We start from the raw sequence: 20,615 nt of genomic DNA, 5'->3' as shown, positions 1-20,615 counted from the left end.
GCGTCACGCCACGACCGGCAGCCCCGCGAACCACACCTCCCGCAGCGTGCGCTCGGTCCAGCGCCACACCCGCCGGGCGAGGACCGGGTCGACGGCGTGCCCGGTCTCGGCGCCGTCGGAGAAGAAGCCGCCGCTGATCCCGCCGGCCAGCGGGGACGCCGCGGCCAGCACGACGGTCCCGGCGCCCTGCTCGGGCGTCCGGAGATCCTGGCCGGGGTGGGCGACGTTCACCGCGATCCCGTCGCCGGACCAGCGCCGGGCCGCCTCGGCCGTGTACAGCACGGCGGCGGTCCGGGACCGGGCGTCGGCCAGCGCGGGGTCGTAGCGGGTGCCCACGAAGTGCGGGTCCTCGAGGTCGAACGGCGCGAGCCGGTCCGCGGCGGGTGACACGGTGACCACCCGGGCGCCGTCGACGGCGGTGAGCGCCCAGTGCAGGCCCGAGCCGAGCGCGGCGGGCCCGAGGTGGTGGACGGCCAGGTGCAGCTCCCACTCCTCGGCGGTGCGGGTGAGCGGCGCCCCCGTGACGGCGGCGGCGTGCACGAGCATGTGCAGCGGCCCGTCCCAGAGGCGGACGAACCGGGCGATCGAGCGCTGGTCGGCCAGGTCGAGCTCACCGACCCGGATCTGCTCGTTGCCGGTGTCGGCGACGATCGCGGCGCGGGCGACCGCACCGGCGTCGGCGTCGCGGACGGCGAGGGTGACCTCGGCGCCGGCGCGGGCCAGGGCACGGGCGGTCTCCAGCCCGACGCCGGTGGTGGCGCCGGTGACGACCGCGCGCCGGCCGGTCAGGTCGACACCAGCGAGCACCTCGTCGGCGGTCGGGACGGCAATGGGATCGATGGCAGGGGCCTCGGGGGTGTCGGACATGGCGATGATCCCTTCTGCTCGCCGGACCCGAGGGCGGACACCATGGCGGACGACGGTGTGGCACGCCGGGCGGCACAGGGTCCGGGGAAGAAACGGAGGATCCTCCGTATGAGGTCCGACTGTATCCGGAGTACCCTCCGAATAGCAACCCGTATCGTGGGGCCGATCGCGTCGGAGGGAGGCACGGCATGGTCACCGGGTCCCGTCCGGCCCTGCGCGCGGACGCCGCCCGCAACCGTGAACTGCTGCTCGCCGCGGCCGTCCGGGCGTTCACCGCGGAGAGCACCGGCGGCCCGCCGGCCACCCTGGACGGCATCGCGAAGGACGCCGGGGTCGGCATCGGCACCCTCTACCGGCACTTCCCGAACCGGGACGCGCTCGTCGAGGCCGTCTACCGCAGCGAGCTGGACCGGCTCTGCGCGGCCGCCGACACGCTGCGGGCCGAGCTCCCGGCCGACCGGGCGCTGCGCGCCTGGATGGACCGCTTCGTCGACTACGTGATCACCAAGAAGCACCTCGCCGACTCGCTGCACGCGCTCGTCGCCTGCGGGCGGAACCCGTTCGCGCAGAGCCGGGAGCGGATGGTCCACGCTGTGCGCTCGCTGCAGGAGGCCGGCATCGCCGACGGCACCCTGCGCTCCGACGTCGACGCCGCCGACGTGCTCGTCGGCACCAGCGGCATCTGCATGGCCGTCGCCTCCCCGGAGGGCCGCGACCAGGCCGGGCGACTGCTCGACCTGCTGGTCGACGGGCTCCGCGCGCGCCGAGGCCCAGGAGATCGTCCGGACCGTTAGGCTCTCGTCTCCCGGATCTCGGACGACCACGGGAGTGTGCCGATGAACCTGGAAAAGGTGATCTTCGGGTTCTTCGTGCTCCTCGCCGCCACCCTGAACTTCGGGTTCTTCCTCGGCGACATCGACGACCCGGCCGTCCACAACATCTACGAGCTGTTCGCCGCGATCGTGATCAGCCTGATCGCGACCGTCCTGAAGTTCGGCGACCGCACCCAGATCGGGGCCGTGCACCTGGCCACCAGCCTCGTCGCCGACCTGCAGCTCGTCGCCGCCGCGATGGTGTGGGGCTACTTCGCCCACTCGTCGGCCGAGGGGGTCACCGCGGCGTCGACGGCCAGCGTCGTGTCGCTCTCGGGCGGCGCGCTGCTGGCCAACGCCGTGTCGGTGGTCCTGCTGGTCGTCGAGACCGTGTCGTTCCACCGCAGGTAGCGCGCCGTGACGTCGCCGCTCCTCGCGCTGCTGCTCGGCCGGGCCGACGACGACCGGCGCCGACGGCGCCGGCGGGTGCCGGTCGCCTCCACCGAGCAGGCCGAGGCCACGATCTTCCTGGTGCTGCGGCACATGCGTGCCCCGCTGATCGTCCTCATCACGATCTTCGCGGTCAGCGTGCTCGGGCTGGCGCTCATCCCCGGCGCGGCCGGCGTGCCGATGAGCTTCTTCGACGCCTTCTACGTCATGAGCTACACCGCGTCGACGATCGGGTTCGGTGAGCTACCCGAGCCGTTCACCGCCGACCAGCGGCTGTGGGTCACGATCTCGATCTACCTCACCGTCGTCGGCTGGGCGTACGCCATCGGCACGCTGCTCTCGCTGCTGCAGGACCGGGCGTTCCGCGACGCCGTCGCGCTGCACCGGTTCACCCGCCGGGTCCGGCGCCTGCGCGAGCCGTTCTTCCTGGTCGTGGGGCACGACCGCACGGGGCAGCTGCTCTGCCGGCTGCTCGACGACATCGGCCGGCGGGTCGTCGTGATCGACAACCGGGCCGACCGGATCGAGGCGCTGGAGCTGCGGGCGTACCGGGCGGACGTGCCCGGCCTGGTCGCCGACGCCCGCGACCCGGAGCGGCTCGCGCTCGCCGGGCTCGCGAACCCGCACTGCGACGCCGTCCTGGCCCTCACCGACGACGACGAGGCCAACCTGGCGGTCGCCATGACCGTCGCTCTGCAGCGCCCCGACCTGCGGGTGGTGGCACGCACCGGATCCACGTCGGTCGCGCACCGGATGCGGACCTTCGGCGATCCCTGGGTGGTGAACGCGTTCGACCGGTTCGGCGACCACCTCCGCATCGCCATGCACGCGCCGGCGTCGCTGCAGCTGATGATGTGGCTGGAGGGCGGCCCGGGTGCACCGCTGCCCACCCACGGCCGCCTCCCGGCCGGGGGCCGCTGGATCATGTGCGGCTACGGGCGGTTCGGTCGCGAGTTCACCACCGACCTGCGCGCGGAAGGGCTCGACGTCGTGGTCGTCGAGTCGTCCCCGGGGCGGGCCGGCAACCACGGGGTCGACATCATCGGCGAGGGCTACGACCCCGACGTGCTGGCCCGCGCCGGGGTCGAGGACGCGATCGGGCTGGTCGCGGGCACCAACAGCGACACCGCGAACCTGTCGGCGGTCGCCGAGGCCCGCCGGCTCAACCCCGCACTGTTCGTGATCGCCCGCCAGAACCGGCCGGAGAACGCCCCGCTGTTCGCCGCGATCGGGCCCGACGCGCTGCTGGTACCGGCCGACGTGGTGGCGCACGAGGTGTTCGCGCAGCTGTCCACGCCGCTGCTGTGGCGGTTCCTGCAGGAGGTGTCCCGGCAGACCGACGCGTGGTCGCGGGCCGTGATCGACCGGCTGGCGGGCACCTGCGGGGCCCGGCTGAAGGACGTGTGGAAGGTGGTGCTGGACCCGGCCGAGGCACCGTCGATGACGGCCTGGCTCGCCTCCGGCACCGCCACCCTCGGTGACGTGCTGCGCGACCCCGACGGCCGGGAGCACCGGCTCGCCGTCGTCGTGCTCATGGTGCTGCGCGGCGACGACGGCATGCTGGTGCCCGGCGACGACCTGGTGCTCGCCCCGGGCGACCAGCTGCTGCTCACCGGCGACGCCGCGGCCCGCCGCGGCCTCGACACCACGCTGGTCAACGACGGGGCGCGCGAGTACGTGCGCACCGGGCGGCACGTGCCCACCGGCTGGCTGTGGCGGCGCCTGACCGGCTACCGGGAGGCGCTGCCCGGCGATGCGCTCACCGGCACGCGCCGTGATCGTCCGGACACGTAGGATCTCCCACCGAACACCGGACACCGGGTCCGGACCGGCCACGGAGGAACCATTGGGCGAGCCGCTCCGCCGCCGGGCGCAGAAACCGGCCGTCGCCGCCGCCCCGCCCGCGGACCTGGTCGCCGCCCCCGGATACGGCGCCCGGCGGATGTACCAGGCCTACCTCGCCGCCTGGAACCGGCACGTCGACGCCGTCCTGACCGGTCCGCAGTTCGCGGTCCTGTCCGCAATCCGCGCCTACCCGGGCTCGGACCAGAGCTCGCTGGCGAGCGCGGTCGCGCTGGACACCTCGACGATGGCCGACGTCTGCCGGCGGATGGAACGCCGCGGGCTGATCTCCCGCACCGAGTCGCCCCGGGACGCCCGGCGCAAGATCCTCGCCCTCACCGACGACGGCGTCAGCGCCCTCGAGGAGGTCACCCGCCGGACCCGCCGCCTGGACCGGGAGCTGCTGGCAGCGCTCCCCGAGGAGCGCCGCGGCGAGATCGCCGGCCTGCTCAACGCCCTGGGCGCGCACTGGGAGGCGGTCGCCGAGCGCGGCCACCTGGACGACCCCGCGTAGCCACCGCTCCGGGTGTGAACGGGACGTGACGCCACGTTCCGGTCCGGGTTCGTTTCCGGCAAACTCTTGCGTATCCGGATAGTACGTGCTCGGATTACTTCTCGTGCGGGCCAGATCACACGGTCCGAGAGACGCGAGGAGGTCGTCGTGGCACCCAGCCAGTCCCTGGAGATCACGGTCGTCGGAGGTGGCCTCGGCGGGCTCACCGCCGCGCTCGCCCTGCGCCAGCAGGGCTTCCGGGTCACCGTGCTGGAGGCCGCGCCGCAGCTCGGCGAGGTCGGCGCCGGCATCCAGACCGCGCCGAACGCCAGCCGCGTCCTGATCGGTCTCGGCCTGCGCCCGCAGCTGGAGCGCATCCACACCGCCCCCCAGGACCAGGTCCGGCGGCGCTGGGCCGACGGCAGCGTGATCGCCCAGCTGCCGCTCGGCCAGCGCGTCGTCGACGTCTACGGCGCCCCGTACTGGCATTACCACCGGGCCGACCTGCACCGCGTCCTGCACGACGCCTGCCTGGACCCGGACGGGCCGGGGCCGGTCGTCGACGTGCACACCGACGCGAAGGTCGTCGAGCTCGACCGCACCGACCCGGACCGGCCGGTCGCGGTCACCGCCCGCGGGGGCCGGTTCGGCGGTGACCTGCTGGTCGGTGCCGACGGGATCCGCTCGGCCGTCCGCGACCTCGCGGGCTTCGACGACACGCTCGCGTTCTCCGGCGAGATGGCCTACCGGGCGTTGATCCCCGGCGACCTGATCGCCGCCGACCCGGCCACCCGGTTCCTGCTCGACCGCTACCACTCGACGATCTGGTATGGCCCGGACAAGCACCTGGTGCACTACATGATCCGCCAGGGCGAGTGCCTGAACGTCGTCGCGATCGTCCCGTGCACCGAGCAGGTGCGCCGGGACTGGAGCGGCCCGGCGACCGCGGACGACATGGTCGCCGACTTCGCCGACTGGGACGACCGGGTCCCGGCGATGCTGTCCAAGGCCAAGGACGACGTCTCCGCCTGGGCCCTGTACCGCCGCCGCCGCGACCCGGTGTGGGTCGACGGCCGCGTCGCGCTGCTCGGCGACGCCTGCCACGCGATGCTGCCCTACCAGGCACAGGGCGCGTCCCAGGCGATGGAGGACGCGGCGGTGCTCGCCGAGGAGCTGGCCGCGGCCGGGCGTGCCGGCATCGACGGCGCGCTCTCCCGCTACGTGCACCGGCGGGCCAAGCACGCCGGGATGGTGCAGGACGCCTCCCTGCGCAACATGGACTTCTACCACCTGCCCGACGGCCCGGAGCAGCGTGCGCGCGACGAGAAGCTGCGCCGCTTCGACGGTGAGTCGGACGTCTCCTACGACTGGCTCTGGCGCGGATCGCCACTGCACGATCCGGACAACGAGGCCATCACCTACCAGTTCGCCCGCTGAACGACACCCACCACCCGAGGAGTACACATGCGTACCGGCGACCAGGTCGTCCAGGACCTGCCCTGGCGGTGGAACGTCCAGGGGAAGATCTTCATCATCGGCGGCCTCGGCTACATGTTCGACGCCTGGGACGTGGCCCTCAACGGCTTCCTCACCCCGCTGCTCGGCACCGAGTTCGCCCTGTCCACCGGCGAGCGCGGCCTGGTCGCCACGGCCAACCTGGTCGGCATGGCGGTCGGCGCGGTCGCCTGGGGCACCATCGCGGACCGGATGGGCCGCAAGCGCGCCTTCAGCATCACGCTGATGATCTTCGCCTTGTTCTCCGTGCTCGGCGCGCTCTCGCCGAGCTGGGAGGTCTTCCTGGTGCTGCGCTTCCTGGCCGGCGTCGGCCTGGGCGGCTGCATCCCGGTGGACTACGCGATCGTCAGCGAGTTCTCGCCGCGCAAGCAGCGCGGCAAGGTGCTCGCCGCGATGGACGGCTGGTGGCCGATCGGCACCACCCTGGCCGGGCTCTCGGCGACCCTGCTGGTCCCGGTGGCCGGAAACTGGCGCTGGATGCTGGCCCTCATGGTGCTGCCCGCGCTGCTGCTGTTCTGGATCCGCCGTGGCGTGCCGGAGTCCCCGCTCTACCTGGCCCGGACCGGCCGCGAGGAGGAGGCCCGCGCCGTCATCGACGACATGATGCGGCGCACCGGTGCCACCCCGGAGCCCTACGAGATCCCCGCCCTTCCCCCGGAGCCCGCCCGTTCCCGCCGCCGCGGCCTGGCCGCGCTGGCCGAGCAGCTGAAGCTGGTCTGGGCGTTCTCCCCCACCGTCACCGGCGTGGCCTGGTCGCTGTTCATCACCGTCATGGTCGTCTACTACGCCGCGCTGTCCTGGATGCCGTCGATCCTGCGCGCGCAGGGCATGGGCGAGGTCGCCGCGTTCGGCTCCACCACCGTGATGAACGCGGTCGGCATCCTCGGCGTGCTCACCTCCGTGCTGCTGGTGGACACCCTCGGCCGCAAGTGGGTGATCGGCATCGCCGCCCCGGCGGCCGCGCTCTCGCTGATCGTGTTCTCGCTGGTCATGGAGACGCCGGCGGCGGCCATCGCGCTGATCGCGGTGTTCGGGTTCTTCGCCCTGGTCGTCATCCCGGTCATGTACGCCTACGTCTCCGAGCTGTACCCCACCGAGCTGCGGGCCTCCGGGTTCGGCTGGGCGTCGTCGTCGAGCCGGGCCGTCACCGGGTTCGTCCCGCTGATCTTCGGCAGCCTGCTGTGGCCGGTGCTGGGCCTGCCGCTGACCTTCACGGTGATGGGCCTGCTGGTCGTCGCGGCCGTCGCGTTCATGGCGTTCGGCGCGCCGGAGACCCGCGGCCGGGAGCTGGACCGGATCACCGGCACCGAGGAGCACCTCGACCCCGAGGTGGTGGAGCGGGCGTGAAACCGGCCCCGTTCACCTACCACCGGGCGGCCTCGGTGCGCGGCGCGGTCGACCTGCTGACCGAGCTGGCCGGCGAGGAGCCCAAGCTCCTCGCCGGCGGGCAGAGCCTGGTCGCGATGATGAACTTCCGGATGGCCCGGCCGGGGCACCTGGTCGACCTCACCCACGTGCCGGGCCTGGCCGGGATCCGCCGTGAGGGCGACACGCTCCGGATCGGGGCGCTCACCACGCACCGCGCGGTGGAGAAGGCCGACCTCGGGCCGGGCTTCCGGATCCTGTCGGACACCATGCGCTGGGTCGGGCACCTGCCGATCCGCACCCGCGGCACCGTCGGCGGCAGCATCGCGCACGCCGACGCCACCGCCGAGTGGTGCCTGCTGGCGGTGCTGCTGGACGCGGTGATCGTCGCCGAGGGCCCGGCCGGACGGCGGGAGATCGCGGCCGGGGAGTTCTTCCTCGGCCCGTTCACCACGGCACTGGAGCCGGACGAGGTGATCGTCGAGATCGTGTTCGCCCGGCCGGCGCCGCGCGCCGCGTTCACCGAGTACGCCGACCGGCGCGGCGACTTCGCGGTCGTCGCCGCCGGGGTCGACCCGGACACCGACTCGGTGGTCCTGGGCGGGGTCGGGCCGGTGCCGGTGCTGGTCCGCCCGGCCGGCACCGCCGACGAGATCGCGGCCGGCCTCGACCTGCGCGACGAGCCGGGCGTCCCGGCGGCCTACCGCCGCGGGCTGGTCCGCACCCTGGTCGCCCGGGCCCGCGCGGCGGCCGCGTCGAGCGAGGAGGAGCGCCATGGGTGAGCCGGGGTTCCGGCGGGACGGCACCTGGGTGGGCGCGGACGTGCCGCGCCGGGAGGACCCGCGGCTGCTGGCCGGGCGCGGCCGGTTCGTCGACGACGTCGAGCTCCCGCGGATGCTGCACGCCGCGTTCGTCCGCAGCACCGAGGCGCACGCCCTCGTCACCGCGGTCGACCTGTCCGAGGTCCGCGAGGTGCCCGGCGTCGTCGCCGCGTTCGACGCCGCCGACCTGGCGCTGGGCGACATCACCGCGCTGCTGGACCGGCCGCCGGAGGAGTTCACACCGACGTCGATGCCGGTCCTGGCCCGGGACAAGGTCCGCTACGTCGGTGAGCCCCTCGCGGTGGTCGTCGCGACCGACCCGTACGCGGCCGAGGACGGCGTCGAGGCCGCACTCGTCGACTACGAGCCCCTCGACCCGGTGGTGGGCGAGGCCGCCGCGCTCGCCGCGGCCGGGCCGCCGGTGCACGACGAGGCCCCCGGCAACGTGCTCGTCGACGTGTCGCTGTTCGCCACCGAGGGCATCGACGACACCTTCGCCACGGCCCACACCGTCGTCACCGTGGAGGCGACCACCGGCCGGCAGAACGCGCTGCCGCTGGAGACCCGCGGCGTCGTCGCCGACTGGGACGACCGCGACGAGCAGCTCCTGGTGCGCACCTGCACCCAGGTGCCGCACCAGGTCCGCACGGTGCTCGCCCGCTGCGCCGGGCTGGACGAGAAGCAGGTCCGGGTGACCGTGCCGGACATGGGCGGCGGGTTCGGCCAGAAGTGCGTGGTCAGCCGGGAGGAGATCGCCGCGGCGGCGGCCGCGCGGCGGCTGCGCCGCCCGGTGAAGTGGATCGAGGACCGGCGCGAGGCGCTGACCGCGAGCTTCCTGGCCCGCGAGCAGCACTACACCGCCCGTGCCGCGTTCACCGCCGACGGCGAGATCCTCGCACTCGACGCCGACATCGTCTGCGACATGGGCGCCTACTCGTGCTACCCGTTCACGGCCGGGATCGAGCCGCTGATGGCCTCCGCGGAGATGCCGGGTGTCTACCGGGTGCCGGCCTACCGGGTCCGCGGCCGCGCCGTGGCCACCAACAAGGCGCCGACCGCGCCGTACCGCGGGGTGTCCCGGCCGCAGTACGTGATGGTGATGGAGCGGCTCATGGAGCGGGCCGCCCGCGAGCTGGGCCTCGACCCGCTCGACGTCCGGCGCCGCAACCTGATCACCGAGTTCCCCTACCGCGGGGTCAACGGCGTCACCTACGACCCGGGCTCCTATCGGGAGTCGCTGGACCTCTGCGAGCAGGTCCTGCGCGAGGAGGGTTGGCTGTCCCATACCGAGCCGGGCCGCGTGGTCGGGGTCGGCTACTCCTGCTTCTCCGAGCGCACCGGCTACGGCTCGGGCGCGTTCGCGCAGCGCAAGATGCAGGTCGTGCCCGGGTTCGACCTGTCCCAGATCACGATGGACCTCGACGGGACCGTCTCGGTCACCACCGGCACGCTCTCGCACGGCCAGAGCCACGAGACCACGTTCGCCCAGATCGTCGCCGACCGGCTCGGCATCGGCTACGACAAGGTCAAGATCGTCCAGGGCGACACCGACCGGATCACCTACGGCTGGGGCTCGTTCGCGTCCCGCTCGGTGACCGTCGGCGGGTCCGCGGCGTCGGCCGCCGCCGTGAAGCTCGCCGACCAGCTGCGGGCCCTGGCCGCGCACCTGGCCGGGGTGGACGTCGACGCCTGCTCCCTCGACGGCCACGGCGGCGTCCGCGCCGGGGACCGCACCTTCGCGTTCCCCGAGCTCGCCGAGGTCGCCTACCTGCGCTCGCACCTGCTGCCCAAGGACCTCGGCCCCGGCCTGACCGCGACGGCCAGCTTCGACGTCGGCGGCGACGGCACGTTCTCCAACGCCACCCACGGCTGCGTCGTCGCGCTCGACCCGGGCACCGGCGGCGTCGAGATCCTGCGCTACGTGTGCGTGGAGGACTGCGGCGTCGCGATCCACCCGCGGGTCGTGGAGGGCCAGGCCCGCGGCGGCATCGCCCAGGGCATCGCCGGGGCCCTGTTCGAGCAGGTCACCTACGACGAGCTCGGGCAGCCACTGGCGCCGAGCTTCATGGAGTACAAGGTCCCGACCGCCGCCGAGATCCCGGACGTGCGCATCGAGCACCTCGAGACGCCGTGCGCGTTCACCGCCGACGGCGCCAAGGGTGCAGGCGAGGGCGGGACGATCGGCGCCCCGGCCGCCGTCCTCAACGCGGTGAACGACGCCCTGCGGCACACCGGCGTCGAGCTGGACGCCACCCCGATCCCGCGCGCCGCGATCTTCGCAGCACTGGAGGTGCCCCGATGACCGACGTCGTCCTGGTCGAGCTCACCGTCAACGGCGAGCGGCACGACCTCGCGATCCCCCCGCGGCGCACGCTGGCCGACGTGCTGCGCCACGACCTCAGCCTGACCGGCACGCACCTCGGCTGCGAACACGGCATCTGCGGCGCCTGCACGGTGCTCGTCGACGACCAGCCGGCCCGGGCCTGCCTGCTGTTCGCCGCGAGCGTGGAGAACACCCGGATCCGGACCGTCGAGTCGCTGGGCGGCCCGGAGGGCGGGCTCTCGGACCTGCAGCGGTGCTTCTCCGAGCACCACGCGCTGCAGTGCGGGTTCTGCACGCCCGGATTCCTCATGCTCGCCGAGGGCTACCTCGCCGAGGAACCGGACCCGACCCGCGAGGAGATCCGCGAGGTCGTCGCGTCGAACCTGTGCCGCTGCACCGGCTACCAGACCATCGTGGACGCCGTCGAGGACTGCGCGTCCCGCCGCCGCGCGGCCCTGCAGGCCGCGCTCGACACCGCAGGGAGCTCCGCATGAGCCTGCACGGGGCGCGCACCGACGCCACCTACGACCGCGCCGGGTTCGGGGCGCCGGGCCGCCGCGGCACCCGGCCCGCGGTCGTCGTCGTGGACCTGACCGCCGGGTTCACCGACCCCTCCTTCCCGACCGGCAGCGACCTGTCCGCCGTGGTGGCGACGACGTCGTCGCTGGTCGAGGCGGCACGCCCGGTGGGAGCGCCGGTCGTGTGGACGACGATCGCCTACACCCCCGCCGAGCTCGGCACGCTGCCGTGGCTCGTGAAGGCGCCCGGCATGCGCGGGCTCGTCGAGGGCTCGGCCGCGGTCGCGTTCGACGCCCGGCTCGACGTCCGCGCCGACGACCACGTGATCACCAAGAAGGGCGCGTCGGCGTTCTTCGACACCGGGCTCGCCACCGTGCTCCGCGCGTCCGGGGTGGACACCGTGCTGGTGTGCGGGGCCACCACGAGCGGCTGCGTGCGCGCCACCGCGGTCGACGCCGTCCAGTCCGGGTTCGGCGTGCTCGTGCCGCGCGAGTGCGTCGGCGACCGGGCCGCCGGCCCGCACGAGGCGAACCTGTTCGACATCCAGGCCAAGTACGGCGACGTGCTCACCGTCGACGACGCGGTGCGCTACCTGAAGGGACTCGCATGACCGGCACCCTCACCACCCGCCAGGTCCGCCAGGACGCGCTGGCCGACCTCGCCGACGTCCGGGCGGTGTCGCGCTGGGCCCGCAACGGCGACCTCCGGCTGCACGTCCTCGACTACGAGGGCACCGGGACACCGGTGCTGATCCTGCCCGGCATCACCAGCCCGGCGATCACGATGGACTTCGTCGCGCGGGAACTGACCGACCTGTGCCGGCCGCTGCTGCTCGACGTCCGCGGCCGCGGGCTCTCCGACTCCGGCCGCTCCTGGACCCTCGACGACTACGCCTCCGACGTGCTCGCCGTGCTGTCCGAGCTGGACCTCGGCACCGAGCCGGTGCTGCTCGGGCACTCGATGGGCGCGCGGATCGCCGCCGTCACCGCGAACCGGCGCCCGCTCCGCGGGACCGTGCTCGTCGACCCGCCGCTGTCCGGGCCGGGCCGCGGCCCCTACCCCACCACCCTGGAGGCGTTCCTCGGCCAGCTCGCCGAGGCCGTCCGCGGAACCGACGCCGACGAGGTCGCGAAGGCCTGGCCGCGCTGGCCGCGGGCGGAGCAGGAGCTGCGGGCGCGCTGGCTGTCGTCCTGCGACGAGGCCGCGATCCGGGCCACCCACGCCGGGTTCGAGAACGAGGACTTCTTCGACGCCTGGCCGTCGGTGCCCGCACCGGCGACCGTGCTGTACGGCGCCGGCTCCCCCGTCGTCACCGCCGGCGGTGCCGCCGAGATCGCCGCCGCGAACCCGGCCGCGGAGCTCGTCGCGATCCCGGACGCCGGGCACATGGTGTTCTGGGACAACCCGGACGAGGCGCTGCGGCTGCTGCGCGCCGCCCTGGAGCCGCTGGTCCGCTGAGCCGGGCCCGGCCTACTGTCGACGGGTGCGTCCCCCTCCCCTCCTGCTACCCGCGCTCCTGACCGCGCTCCTGCTCACCGGGTGCGCGTCGGGCTCGGAGACCGTGGGCGCCGGGGACGGGGACGCGTCACCGCGTGCCACCTCGACGTCCCGGGACGCCGACCGGGTGCAGTCGATCCGCACCAAGTTCCGCTTCTACCTGCAGGACGCGTGCGCCACCGGCGACCCGGCGCGGGTCCACCCGCGGTGCGGCCGGTTCGTCACCGAGATCCGCAACGCGCTGCCGCAGATCCACCGGGACGTCCCGGAGGCCGCCGGCGCCGCGCGGACGACCGAGGCTGCCCTGGACCGCTACGCCCGCGCCGGCTGCGAGGGCGCGCCCGGGTCGCTCGGCGCGGGCGACCCGGGCGCGTGCGCCGAGGCGCTCACGGCCGTCCAGCAGGCCGTGCGGGGGCTCGCGGACGCGCTCGGCGTCCCGGGCTGACCCGCACGGCCCCGGGGTCATCCCGCCAGCATTGCCCCCGCACCGGGCACCCGCGGCTCGAGACCGAGCTCGGTGAGGATCCGGTGGGTGGTGGCGGTGGCCGCGGACAGGACCGGGAGGCCGATCTCGTCCTGCACCGGCTGGATCGCCGGCAGCGAGGGCATCTGCACGCACGCCGACAGCACGAGTGCCTCGGCGCGGGACAGGTCGAGGCGGCGGTGGTGCTCGCGCAGGTCGGCCGGGTCGAGCCGGGCGACGGCCAGGTTGTCGGGCACCTGCAGCGACAGCGAGTCGACGACCTCGACCCCCGCGTCCTCGAGGTAGGCCACCACGGCCTTGGTCAGCGGCTCCATGTAGGGGGTGACGAGCGCGACCCGGGTCACCCCGAGCGCCTCGATCCCCGACAGCAGCGCCCCCGCGCTGGACACCACCGGTGCCTGCGAACCCTCGGCGCGCAGGGCGGTGGTGATGTCGTCCTCGGCGGTGCAGTGGTAGCCGGGGCCCTGGGCCATGATCGCGACCAGGCAGGCGGTGGCGACGACGTCCGGGCGGGCGTCGGCCAGCTCGGCCGCCGCCCGCTTCGCCTGCGCGTTCATCGCGCGCAGCTGTTCCGGGGTCACGTGCTGCATCCGGGCCCGCGCGGAGTGGAACACGAACCGGTCGCCGGGGAGCTCCTGCTCGCGGGCGGCCAGCATCCGCGGCAGCTCGGTCTCCATCGTCAGGTTCGAGCTCGGGACGATCATCCCGATGTGATGGTCGCGGCTCATCGGCGGTTCACCGGGCGCATCTCGGGCACGGTCAGCTCGCCGGCGTCGACGATCAGCTCGTCGTCGAGGTAGAGCGAGTTGCCGCGCATCGGGATGTCGAAGTGGCACGCGGTGTCGTTCGGGCCGCCGAGCTCGTTGTTCGGGCCGATGGAGAACATGACGTTGCCGTAGAAGCTGCGCAGCTCCATCCCCATGCCCCCACCGAACTGGGTGAGCCCGTGCCAGTGCGCCCGCTCGTCGAGGCCCCAGCCGACGTGGCTCATGCCGTAGCCGCGCGGGTCCTCGAAGCTCTCGATGTAGGAGCGCAGCAGGTCGGCGTCGAGCCCGCTGCTGCCGGCACCGCCGCGGATGTCCTGGATGAAGCCCTCCTCGATGGTGATCTCCACCGGGGTCTGCACGTAGGTGTTGAACGGCAGCAGCACGTCCCCGGGCGCGAGCACGATCTTCCCGTCGACGCCGTCGTCGGCGCCGCCGGTGAACACGAACGCCGCCGGCCAGTGGTCCCACCGGCCCGGGGTGTCGGTGTAGCCGTACTCGGACATGGTCGGGTACATGCCCAGCTGGTAGGTCACGTCCGTGCCGTGCGGGCTGGTGATCCGCATCGTGGACGCCTTGGCCAGCAGCTCGGCGCCGATCTCCACCCGCTCGCGCAGCTCGGTCGTCGGCATCAGCCGGGCCAGCAGCTCGGGCGGCTCGACCGCGGTCAGGATCCGGGTGCCGGCGTCCTGGATCGCGAACTGCTCGGGCGAGAACAGCAGGAACGTGCAGTCGACGACCATGTCGACCGCCTTGAGCGCCTCGACGGCCAGCGGGATGTTCCCCAGCCCGGAGTCGCCGACCGCCCACGCACCGCTCGCGCTCGCCGGGCTCGGCAGCCGCATGTGGTAGCCGGTCGCGCCGAGCCGCTGGATCGCCCACAGGAACGCGTCCGCGTACGCGGCCCGCTCCCCGCCGCGGGTCAGCACGACCACCGTCTCGCCCTCGCGCACCCCGGACAGGGTCAGCTGCTGCAGGCAGATGTCGTTGAACAGGTTCTGGTCCATCGCGACCACCTCCGTGTCTCGGAATATTAATCCGAGCACGTACTATCCGGGTACGCAAGACCTGAACGGTGCCGAAACCGGCTTCTCCGGCCGGCCGGGCGGCCCGGCCGACGGGGTCCGGGCGCGGCGCGACCGCCGGGCACCCGCTCGAGGCGCCCCCGGAGAGGCGCCGAAATTCCCCCGGGTGCGCCGCGGTGAGAATTGCGGAAATGATCCGCGTACCCGCCCTCGGCACCGCGAAACATCGCGCGGGCGAACGTTTCCGTTCCGAGACACGAGAGGGGCGCGCCCGGAGTGTCCGCTCCGGACGCGCCCCGCGTGCGTCCCGGCCGGGCCGGCCGTCACCCGCCGGCGCGGCTCACCGCGCAGCGAGCACGTCCGACCAGGTCAGAACCATGCTTTTCGCCCACCGACCGGCCGCCCGACCGCGCCGAGGACCAGCAGGACGACGCCGATGAGCACCAGCAGGCCGCCCAGGTAGTAGAGCAGCGAGATGCCGGTGAAATACCCCACCAGCAAGAGGATCAGACCAAGAATGATCATTTCTGACTCACCTCCCAGGAATGTGGCACAAAGCTACCGCCACCGTCCCGGGCGCGCAGCGCGAAAGGACCGCCGCGGTCAATTCCGGTCGCGCGCGGCCAGCCCCCGGGCGGACGTGGCGTGGTCGAGCGCGATCGCGGCGGCCCCGCGCAGGACACCGTCGGCACCGTGCGCGGCATCGCGGACGGGGGGCGGGTCGGCCCGCCGGAACGCCATCAGCCCGGCGTCGTAGGCGACGGCGAAGGCGTCCGCGGCCGCCGCCCGCAGCGCCGGCGCCAGCCCGCCGAGGACCACGACCTCCGGGTCGTGCGCGTTGACCAGCCCGGCCGTGCCCCGGGCCAGCGACGCGGCCGCGGCCGTCACCGCCGACACCGCGGCCGGTTCCTCCCGGGCGGCGCGGTCCAGGACGAGCCGGGTGTAGCCGTACGGGTCGTCGGGCTCCGGGTCGCCGAGCAGCCGGGCGAGTGCCCGGCCGTCGGTGCCGATGTTCCAGCAACCGCGGGCGCCGCACGGGCACACCACGGCCGGGTCACCGAACGGCAGGTGCCCGAACTCCCCCGCCGCGCCGCGGGCACCGGTCTGCGGGCGCCCGCGCAGCAGCAGGCTGCCGCCGACCCCGACCTCGACGGTCAGGAACAACGCGGTGTCGGCCCCGGCGGCGGCGCCGTCGCGCACCTCGGCGACCCCGGCCAGGTTCGCGTCGTTGCCGACCAGCACGGCCAGGCCGTGCCCGGAGCCGATCCGGCGCACGTCGAGCGGGCTCCATCCCTGCCCGGCCGCCTGGGCGAGGTGCTCGTCGACGACGGTGGCCGCGACCCCGATCCCGGCCGCGACGACCGGGCCGGCGTGCTCGGCGACGAGCTCGCCGACCACCGCGTCCAGCTCGCCGACGACGGCGTCGGGGTCCCGGCGGGCGTGCCGCCCGGCCCGCACCGCGACCGGCACCCCGTCCAGCCCGGCCAGCCCGGCGCGCCAGCCCTCGAACCGCACCTCCACCGCGACGACGGCGGGCCCGTCCGGCGCCGGCACGAGCCGGGTGGTGGGCCGGCCGCGACCACCGCAGGGCGCCCGCTCCTCGGTCACCCAGCCCAGGTCACGGAGCCGTCCGGCGATCTCGGTGGCCGAGCCGCTGGCCAGCCGCAGCCGCTTCGCCAGCTCGACCCGGGTCAGCCCGGGGGCCCGCCGGACCTCGGCGAGCGCCTCCGCGGTGGCCCGCCAGCGGTCGGTCTCGGCCCGTCCGGGACGTGAACCCGCTGACACCGAGCCCATCTCGTTTGACACCTCCGGGCACGCGCTCTTTATCCTCGTAGCGCGATGAAAATTTCCCCCGCGCCTGCCCGTCACTCTCCCACCCCGACCCGGCCCGGTCCCGCGCTGTTCGCCATGGCGCTCGGCGGGCTCGCCATCGGCACCACCGAGTTCGCCTCGATGGGGCTGCTCCCGGCGTTCGCCGCCGACCTCGGCGTCTCCGTGCCGCACGCCGGCGCCGCGATCAGCGCCTACGCGCTCGGCGTCGTCGTCGGTGCACCCGTCCTCGCCGTGCTCGGCGCGCGGTGGCCGCGCAAGCGGCTCGTGCTGGCGCTGACCGGCGCGCTGGCGCTGGCCAACACGGCGTCGGCGTTCGCCCCGACCTTCGGCACGTTCGTCGCCACCCGGTTCCTGGCCGGGCTGCCGCACGGCGCCTACTTCGGGACGGCGTCGGTGCTGGCCGCCTCGCTCGTGCCGCGGGAGCGGCGGCCGCGCGCGATCGCGTCCGTGATGAGCGGGCTGATGATCGCGAACATCGTCGGCGTCCCCGGAGCGACCTGGCTGGGGCAGGCGGCGGGCTGGCCGGCGGCCTACCTGGCGACCGGGGCGATCGCCGTCCTCACCGCGGCCGCGGTGTGGCGGCTGGTGCCGGACGTGCGCGACGAGCGCCGCGGCTCGATCCTCGGCGAGCTCTCGGCCCTGCGCCGCGGCCAGGTCTGGATCACCATGGCGGTCATCGCGACCGGGTTCGGCGGCTCGTTCGCCGTCTACAGCTACGTGACGCCGGTGCTCACCGAGGTGTCCGGGCTCGCCGAGGCCGCAGTGCCGCTGGCACTGGCCGTGTTCGGGCTCGGCATGACCCTGGGCAACCAGGTCGGCGGCCGGCTCGCCGAGCGCGCCCCGGTCCGGACGGTGACCGCCGGGCTCGGGGCGGCGACGGTGTCGATGGCGATGTTCGCCGCGACGGCGTCCTCGCCGGTGCTGGCGCTGGCCGCGCTGTTCGCGCTGGCGTTCACCACGACCGCCACCACCCCGGCACTGGCCACCCGCCTGATGGACGCCGGCCGCGAGGGCCCGACGCTCGGCGCCGCGCTGCACCACGCGGCGTTCAACGTCGCGAACGCGCTCGGTGCCGCGCTGGGCGGGCTGGTGCTGGCAGCCGGGTGGGGCTGGATGTCACCGGCCGCGGTCGCCACCGTGCTGCCGCTGCTCGGCCTGGTCGCGCTCGCCGCCGCGGTGCGGATGGAGCGGACCGAGCTGCGCCGCGACCTGGCGCTCGCCGCCTGAGCCTCCTCCCGCTGCGCCCCGGCTCCGGGGCGCGGACCGGCTCACCCGGTGGTCACCGGGTGCGCCGGTCGGCGCCGCCGGGCCGGCGCCAGCGCACGCACCGCGATCGTGACCTGCGTGGCGACGATCGCGATCCCGAGCGGGACGTGCACCGCCAGCAGCCCGGCGTGCCCCATCGCGACCTGCGCGACGTCCGCGACGACCAGGGCCGCACTGACCGCGACCGACCAGGCCGGCATCCCGCCCGGCCAGGCCGCGGGCACGGCGAGCACGGTCTGCACCAGCGCGACCATGATCAGCGAGCCGCCGGCCCCGCCGTGCCAGTCCAGTGCCCCGTCGACGGCGTCGAGCAGCGCACCGGCGAACCCGACCTGGGCGAGTACCAGCAGGCCGTGGAACACCGCCCACACCCGGAACGGCACCGCGGCGAGCGACCTACCCATGGTGGCCCCCGGCGAGGACGCGGGGCACGTCGGCGACCCCGGGCGGCGCCACCACGAACTGGCCCATCATCCCCTGGTCCTCGTGGTAGAGCAGGTGGCAGTGGTACATGTACGGCGTTCCCGGGTCGGCGTGCCGGCCGAAGCGCAGCAGGACCCGGGTCGTCGTCCGCGGCGGGACGTACACGGTGTCCTTCCAGGACCGCAGCTCCGGCGGGACCGGGTGGCCGCCTGCCGCCACGACCTGGCCGCGGGCGTCGTGGACGTGCAGGTTGTGCGGCCGCGAGTGCACGTTGGTGAGCTCCCAGAGCTCGGTGGCCCCGGCCGGGACCACCTCGTCGATCCGGGTCATGTCCATCGCCTTCCCGTTGATGGTGTCGTTGCCGAGCGCGAACCGACGCACCGTGGTCGCGGCCGCGGGGTCCGGGCCCGGCTCGTGCGGCAGCGCGCCGGGCAGCGGCGGCGCCGGCGCGAGGACGGCGGCCGGCCGGATCTGCAGCACGTCGAGGGTGTCGAGGGCACCGATCGAGCGTTCGGTTCCGGAGACCGCGCCGAGGTCCTGGGGCAGCGACCGCAGCACGACCGGGCGTCCGGGATCGAGGTCGAGCAGCACCTCGGCCCGCTCGCCGGGGGTGAGCAGCACGTCCGGCACCGGCCGCGGCGCCGCCAGCAGCCCGGAGTCGGTGCCGGCCAGGACCAGCGGCCGCCCGTCGGAGCGGGCGAACCGGTAGCAGCGCGCCGGGGAGGCGTTGAGCAGGCGCAGCCGGATCCGGGCGGTCGTCGCGGTCAGGTACGGCGCGACCGTGCCGTTGACCAGCAGGGTGTCGCCGACCAGGCCGTGCGCGTTGCGGCGGGTCTCGTCGAACGCGCCGGTGGCGGTGAACACCCGGTCGGTGACGACGACCGGGATGTCGTCGACGCCGTAGCGGTGCGGCAGCGCGGTGGCGGGGCCGTCCTCGTCGTCGACGAGGAACAGCCCGGCCAGGCCGCGGTGCACGTGCCGCTCGGTGTGCCCGTGCGGGTGCGGGTGGTACCAGAGCGTCGCCGCCGGCTGCTCGATCGTCCACTCCGGGCTCCAGGTGGCGCCGGGGCGGATCGGCTGGTGCGGGCCGCCGTCCATCGCCGCGGGCAGCACCATCCCGTGCCAGTGCGTGGTCGTGGTCTCCGGCAGCCGGTTGGTGACGTGCACGCGCACCCGCTCGCCGCGGGCGGCCCGCAGCGTGGGCCCGCCGAACGGCTGGTCGTAGCCCCAGGTGGGGGTGTCCGCGCCGGCCAGGAACGCGCTGCGGCCCGGCGCCGCGGTGAGCGTGAACGTGCGCACCCCGCCCTCGCGGGTGGACGGTGCGAGCGGCGGGATCGTGAGCGGCCGCGGGACCGGGGCCGGGCGCGGCGCCGACGCCGGGACGCCGCCGCAGCCCGCCAGCAGCAGGCCGCCCGCGGCACCGGCTCCGGCGAGCGCGGTGCCGAGGAAGCGCCGGCGGGTGAACGCTCTGGTCATGGCGTCGAGCCTGGCCGGGACACCGGGTCCGGCGCGTCGGCACGGCGACGTCACCCGCCGCTACGCGTTCCGGCGTAGCACCCCGGGCCCGGCCTCGGGGGCGCGGGGCCGCCGCTCGGGGTCCGGATATCCGGGCGCTCCCCGCCACGCGCACCGCCCGTCCGGCCGGTGCGATCTCAGCGGCGGCCGCCCACCAGCCCCGTCTCGTGGGCGATGACGACGAGCTGCACCCGGTCGCGGGCGTCCAGCTTGGTCAGCAGCCGGCCGACGTGGGTCCGCGCGGTGGCCGGGCTGATCACCAGCTCGGCGGCGATCTCGCCGTTGGTGGCGCCGCGCCCGACGAGCGTGAGCACCTCGCGCTCCCGCCCGGTGAGCACGGCCAGCCGGTCGGTGGCGGGCGGTGCGGCCGGCCCGTGCCGGGCGAACTCGGTGATCAGCCGCCGGGTCACCGACGGCGCCAGCAGCGCCTCGCCGGCGTGCACGAGGTCGATCGCCCGCAGCAGCGTCACCGGGTCGGTGTCCTTGAGCAGGAACCCGCTCGCCCCGGCGCGCAGCGCGCGGTAGACGTACTCGTCGAGGTCGAACGTGGTCAGGACGATCACCCGGGTGCCCGAGAGCGCCGGGTCGGCGGTGATCTCGGAGAGCGCGGCGAGCCCGTCGGTGCCGGGCATCCGCACGTCCATGAGGACGACGTCGGGCCGGGTCTCCCGGGTCAGGTGCACGGCCTCGGCGCCGTCGGCGGCCTCGGCCGCGACCGCATAGCCGTCCTCGGTCTCCAGCAGCACGCGCAGCCCGGCGCGGATCAACGGCTGGTCGTCCGCCAGCAGCACCGACACCACG

The 20,615-nt window shown here is 74.7% G+C and carries 21 protein-coding genes; 13 read left to right on the top strand and 8 right to left on the bottom strand.

Going from position 1 to position 20,615, the window contains the following annotated elements:
- Positions 1–3: 3 nt before the first annotated feature.
- A complete protein-coding gene (locus H7X46_RS05390) occupies positions 4–867 on the bottom strand; it encodes an SDR family NAD(P)-dependent oxidoreductase (RefSeq protein ID WP_186358358.1) in 864 nt (287 codons plus the stop codon).
- Positions 868–1,055: 188 nt separating this feature from the next.
- Here H7X46_RS05390 and H7X46_RS05385 point away from each other — a divergent pair, with 188 nt between their 5' ends.
- The 12 genes from H7X46_RS05385 to H7X46_RS05330 all read left to right on the top strand — a co-directional run bounded on the left by H7X46_RS05385 (position 1,056) and on the right by H7X46_RS05330 (position 12,949).
- Complete coding sequence (locus tag H7X46_RS05385) at positions 1,056–1,661, top strand: TetR/AcrR family transcriptional regulator (protein ID WP_186358357.1); 606 nt, start codon at positions 1,056–1,058, stop codon at positions 1,659–1,661.
- A 42-nt stretch (positions 1,662–1,703) separates the two neighbouring features.
- Positions 1,704–2,090 (top strand): DUF6394 family protein, encoded by a 387-nt coding sequence (locus tag H7X46_RS05380; protein ID WP_186358356.1) that lies wholly within the window; start codon positions 1,704–1,706, stop codon positions 2,088–2,090.
- A gap of 6 nt (positions 2,091–2,096) precedes the next feature.
- Positions 2,097–3,923 (top strand): NAD-binding protein, encoded by a 1,827-nt coding sequence (locus H7X46_RS05375; RefSeq protein WP_222131202.1) that lies wholly within the window; start codon positions 2,097–2,099, stop codon positions 3,921–3,923.
- A gap of 52 nt (positions 3,924–3,975) precedes the next feature.
- Positions 3,976–4,485 (top strand): MarR family winged helix-turn-helix transcriptional regulator, encoded by a 510-nt coding sequence (locus H7X46_RS05370; RefSeq protein WP_186358355.1) that lies wholly within the window; start codon positions 3,976–3,978, stop codon positions 4,483–4,485.
- Positions 4,486–4,632: 147 nt separating this feature from the next.
- Entirely contained in the window at positions 4,633–5,901 is a 1,269-nt protein-coding gene (locus tag H7X46_RS05365) for an FAD-dependent monooxygenase (RefSeq protein ID WP_186358354.1), read from the top strand.
- Between the two features lie 27 nt (positions 5,902–5,928).
- Positions 5,929–7,326 carry an MFS transporter gene (locus tag H7X46_RS05360; RefSeq protein WP_186358353.1) on the top strand — a complete coding sequence of 466 codons (1,398 nt, stop codon included), beginning with the start codon at positions 5,929–5,931 and terminating at the stop codon, positions 7,324–7,326.
- A complete protein-coding gene (locus tag H7X46_RS05355; RefSeq protein ID WP_186358352.1) occupies positions 7,323–8,126 on the top strand; it encodes an FAD binding domain-containing protein in 804 nt (267 codons plus the stop codon). The genes H7X46_RS05360 and H7X46_RS05355 overlap by 4 nt, the downstream gene beginning before the upstream one ends.
- Positions 8,119–10,467 carry a xanthine dehydrogenase family protein molybdopterin-binding subunit gene (locus tag H7X46_RS05350; RefSeq protein ID WP_186358351.1) on the top strand — a complete coding sequence of 783 codons (2,349 nt, stop codon included), beginning with the start codon at positions 8,119–8,121 and terminating at the stop codon, positions 10,465–10,467. Before H7X46_RS05355 ends, H7X46_RS05350 begins: the two co-directional genes overlap by 8 nt.
- Positions 10,464–10,982, top strand: a complete 519-nt coding sequence (locus H7X46_RS05345; protein ID WP_186358350.1) for a (2Fe-2S)-binding protein — start codon at positions 10,464–10,466, stop codon at positions 10,980–10,982. Before H7X46_RS05350 ends, H7X46_RS05345 begins: the two co-directional genes overlap by 4 nt.
- Complete coding sequence (locus H7X46_RS05340) at positions 10,979–11,617, top strand: isochorismatase family protein (protein WP_186358349.1); 639 nt, start codon at positions 10,979–10,981, stop codon at positions 11,615–11,617. Before H7X46_RS05345 ends, H7X46_RS05340 begins: the two co-directional genes overlap by 4 nt.
- Positions 11,614–12,465, top strand: a complete 852-nt coding sequence (locus H7X46_RS05335; protein ID WP_186358348.1) for an alpha/beta fold hydrolase — start codon at positions 11,614–11,616, stop codon at positions 12,463–12,465. The genes H7X46_RS05340 and H7X46_RS05335 overlap by 4 nt, the downstream gene beginning before the upstream one ends.
- Before the next feature lie 25 nt (positions 12,466–12,490).
- Entirely contained in the window at positions 12,491–12,949 is a 459-nt protein-coding gene (locus tag H7X46_RS05330) for a hypothetical protein (RefSeq protein ID WP_186358347.1), read from the top strand.
- A 17-nt stretch (positions 12,950–12,966) separates the two neighbouring features.
- On the opposite strand, the gene H7X46_RS05325 is transcribed toward H7X46_RS05330, so the two are convergent.
- The 4 genes from H7X46_RS05325 to H7X46_RS05310 form a co-directional block, all read right to left on the bottom strand.
- On the bottom strand, positions 12,967–13,716 hold the full coding sequence (locus H7X46_RS05325) for an aspartate/glutamate racemase family protein (protein ID WP_186358346.1): 750 nt from the start codon (positions 13,714–13,716) through the stop codon (positions 12,967–12,969).
- The gene (locus tag H7X46_RS05320; protein ID WP_186358345.1) at positions 13,713–14,759 is read right to left on the bottom strand and encodes a leucyl aminopeptidase; all 1,047 of its coding nucleotides are present in this window, start codon (positions 14,757–14,759) and stop codon (positions 13,713–13,715) included. The genes H7X46_RS05325 and H7X46_RS05320 overlap by 4 nt, the downstream gene beginning before the upstream one ends.
- A gap of 387 nt (positions 14,760–15,146) precedes the next feature.
- Positions 15,147–15,302: a hypothetical protein gene (locus H7X46_RS05315; protein WP_186358344.1), complete on the bottom strand. Its 156-nt coding sequence runs from the start codon at positions 15,300–15,302 to the stop codon at positions 15,147–15,149.
- Positions 15,303–15,380: 78 nt separating this feature from the next.
- Positions 15,381–16,571: an ROK family transcriptional regulator gene (locus H7X46_RS05310; protein WP_186358343.1), complete on the bottom strand. Its 1,191-nt coding sequence runs from the start codon at positions 16,569–16,571 to the stop codon at positions 15,381–15,383.
- Positions 16,572–16,616: 45 nt separating this feature from the next.
- Here H7X46_RS05310 and H7X46_RS05305 point away from each other — a divergent pair, with 45 nt between their 5' ends.
- On the top strand, positions 16,617–17,837 hold the full coding sequence (locus H7X46_RS05305; RefSeq protein WP_186358342.1) for an MFS transporter: 1,221 nt from the start codon (positions 16,617–16,619) through the stop codon (positions 17,835–17,837).
- A gap of 41 nt (positions 17,838–17,878) precedes the next feature.
- Here the strand turns inward: H7X46_RS05305 and H7X46_RS05300 are convergent, their stop codons facing one another.
- The 3 genes from H7X46_RS05300 to H7X46_RS05290 all read right to left on the bottom strand — a co-directional run bounded on the left by H7X46_RS05300 (position 17,879) and on the right by H7X46_RS05290 (position 20,614).
- Entirely contained in the window at positions 17,879–18,280 is a 402-nt protein-coding gene (locus H7X46_RS05300; protein WP_186358341.1) for a hypothetical protein, read from the bottom strand.
- Positions 18,273–19,775: a multicopper oxidase family protein gene (locus H7X46_RS05295; protein ID WP_186358340.1), complete on the bottom strand. Its 1,503-nt coding sequence runs from the start codon at positions 19,773–19,775 to the stop codon at positions 18,273–18,275. Before H7X46_RS05295 ends, H7X46_RS05300 begins: the two co-directional genes overlap by 8 nt.
- Before the next feature lie 176 nt (positions 19,776–19,951).
- Entirely contained in the window at positions 19,952–20,614 is a 663-nt protein-coding gene (locus H7X46_RS05290; protein ID WP_186362452.1) for a response regulator transcription factor, read from the bottom strand.
- Position 20,615: the final 1 nt, after the last annotated feature.

The sequence above is a fragment of the Pseudonocardia sp. C8 genome, from assembly GCF_014267175.1.
Classification (GTDB): Bacteria; Actinomycetota; Actinomycetes; order Mycobacteriales; family Pseudonocardiaceae; genus Pseudonocardia.
Note: the sequence above shows the minus strand (reverse complement) of the source record. Positions and strands in the feature narration are given on the sequence as shown.

Bases quoted from the DNA above. Each gene is read 5' to 3' on its own strand.
- H7X46_RS05360 (WP_186358353.1), top strand. From the start codon at position 5,929: ATGCGTACCGGCGACCAGGTCGTCCAGGACCTGCCCTGGCGGTGGAAC.
- H7X46_RS05310 (WP_186358343.1), bottom strand. From the start codon at position 16,571: ATGGGCTCGGTGTCAGCGGGTTCACGTCCCGGACGGGCCGAGACCGAC.
- H7X46_RS05315 (WP_186358344.1), bottom strand. From the start codon at position 15,302: ATGATCATTCTTGGTCTGATCCTCTTGCTGGTGGGGTATTTCACCGGC.
- H7X46_RS05305 (WP_186358342.1), top strand. From the start codon at position 16,617: ATGAAAATTTCCCCCGCGCCTGCCCGTCACTCTCCCACCCCGACCCGG.
- H7X46_RS05300 (WP_186358341.1), bottom strand. From the start codon at position 18,280: ATGGGTAGGTCGCTCGCCGCGGTGCCGTTCCGGGTGTGGGCGGTGTTC.
- H7X46_RS05380 (WP_186358356.1), top strand. From the start codon at position 1,704: ATGAACCTGGAAAAGGTGATCTTCGGGTTCTTCGTGCTCCTCGCCGCC.
- H7X46_RS05385 (WP_186358357.1), top strand. From the start codon at position 1,056: ATGGTCACCGGGTCCCGTCCGGCCCTGCGCGCGGACGCCGCCCGCAAC.
- H7X46_RS05335 (WP_186358348.1), top strand. From the start codon at position 11,614: ATGACCGGCACCCTCACCACCCGCCAGGTCCGCCAGGACGCGCTGGCC.
- H7X46_RS05320 (WP_186358345.1), bottom strand. From the start codon at position 14,759: ATGGACCAGAACCTGTTCAACGACATCTGCCTGCAGCAGCTGACCCTG.
- H7X46_RS05390 (WP_186358358.1), bottom strand. From the start codon at position 867: ATGTCCGACACCCCCGAGGCCCCTGCCATCGATCCCATTGCCGTCCCG.
- H7X46_RS05350 (WP_186358351.1), top strand. From the start codon at position 8,119: ATGGGTGAGCCGGGGTTCCGGCGGGACGGCACCTGGGTGGGCGCGGAC.
- H7X46_RS05340 (WP_186358349.1), top strand. From the start codon at position 10,979: ATGAGCCTGCACGGGGCGCGCACCGACGCCACCTACGACCGCGCCGGG.
- H7X46_RS05345 (WP_186358350.1), top strand. From the start codon at position 10,464: ATGACCGACGTCGTCCTGGTCGAGCTCACCGTCAACGGCGAGCGGCAC.
- H7X46_RS05295 (WP_186358340.1), bottom strand. From the start codon at position 19,775: ATGACCAGAGCGTTCACCCGCCGGCGCTTCCTCGGCACCGCGCTCGCC.
- H7X46_RS05325 (WP_186358346.1), bottom strand. From the start codon at position 13,716: ATGAGCCGCGACCATCACATCGGGATGATCGTCCCGAGCTCGAACCTG.